The 553-nt window shown below is 72.7% G+C and carries 1 protein-coding gene; it reads right to left on the bottom strand.

What is annotated here, in order from left to right; genetic code table 11:
* The coding region (locus E3D03_RS21225; protein WP_263568578.1) for a phage tail protein at positions 1-553 on the bottom strand (553 nt) is incomplete at both ends.

Genomic DNA, 553 nt, shown 5'->3' with positions numbered 1-553 from the left:
GGCTTCCTCGGGCGGCACCGCCATCGGGAAGGACTCGGACGCGATGCGCGTCGTGTCCACGGTGATGCGCCGTGCCTCGACGAGGGCCGCGTCGTAATCCTCGTCGGCGCGGGCGATCTGCCACTTCAACGCCTGCGGCAGTTCGGTCTCCTGGCCGCGGGTCAGTTCCAGCACATCGCCCTCGCGGGCGGCGACCAGATCGTCGGGCCCGAGGGTGGCGACCGAGGCCCGGCCGCGCATGACGAACCGGATCACGCCCTCGGTCTCCACCGCATCGAAGCCAAAGTGCCGCGACAGCGTGGTGATCGAAGCCCGCGGGCTTTCCAGCGCCGTGATGGCGTAGCCCTCGACCGCGCCCCAGAGGCCGGAGACGTCGATCCTCGCGTCGGGCAGCCCGGCGCGCAGGCAGAGATGCCGGACGAGCGCCGCCAGCGACACCGCGCCGAGCCGTCCGGTCAGCCAGTGCCCGAGCCGCCAGTTCGCGCCGTCCGTCCAGACGTCGGTCAGCGCCGGGAAGAAGGGATAGGGCCGCGCGTCCCAGGTCCAGGCGGCG

Origin of the sequence: Paracoccus sp. DMF (assembly GCF_004407025.1) — a bacterium.
Taxonomy (GTDB): Bacteria; Pseudomonadota; Alphaproteobacteria; order Rhodobacterales; family Rhodobacteraceae; genus Paracoccus; species Paracoccus aminovorans_B.
Note: the sequence above shows the minus strand (reverse complement) of the source record. Positions and strands in the feature narration are given on the sequence as shown.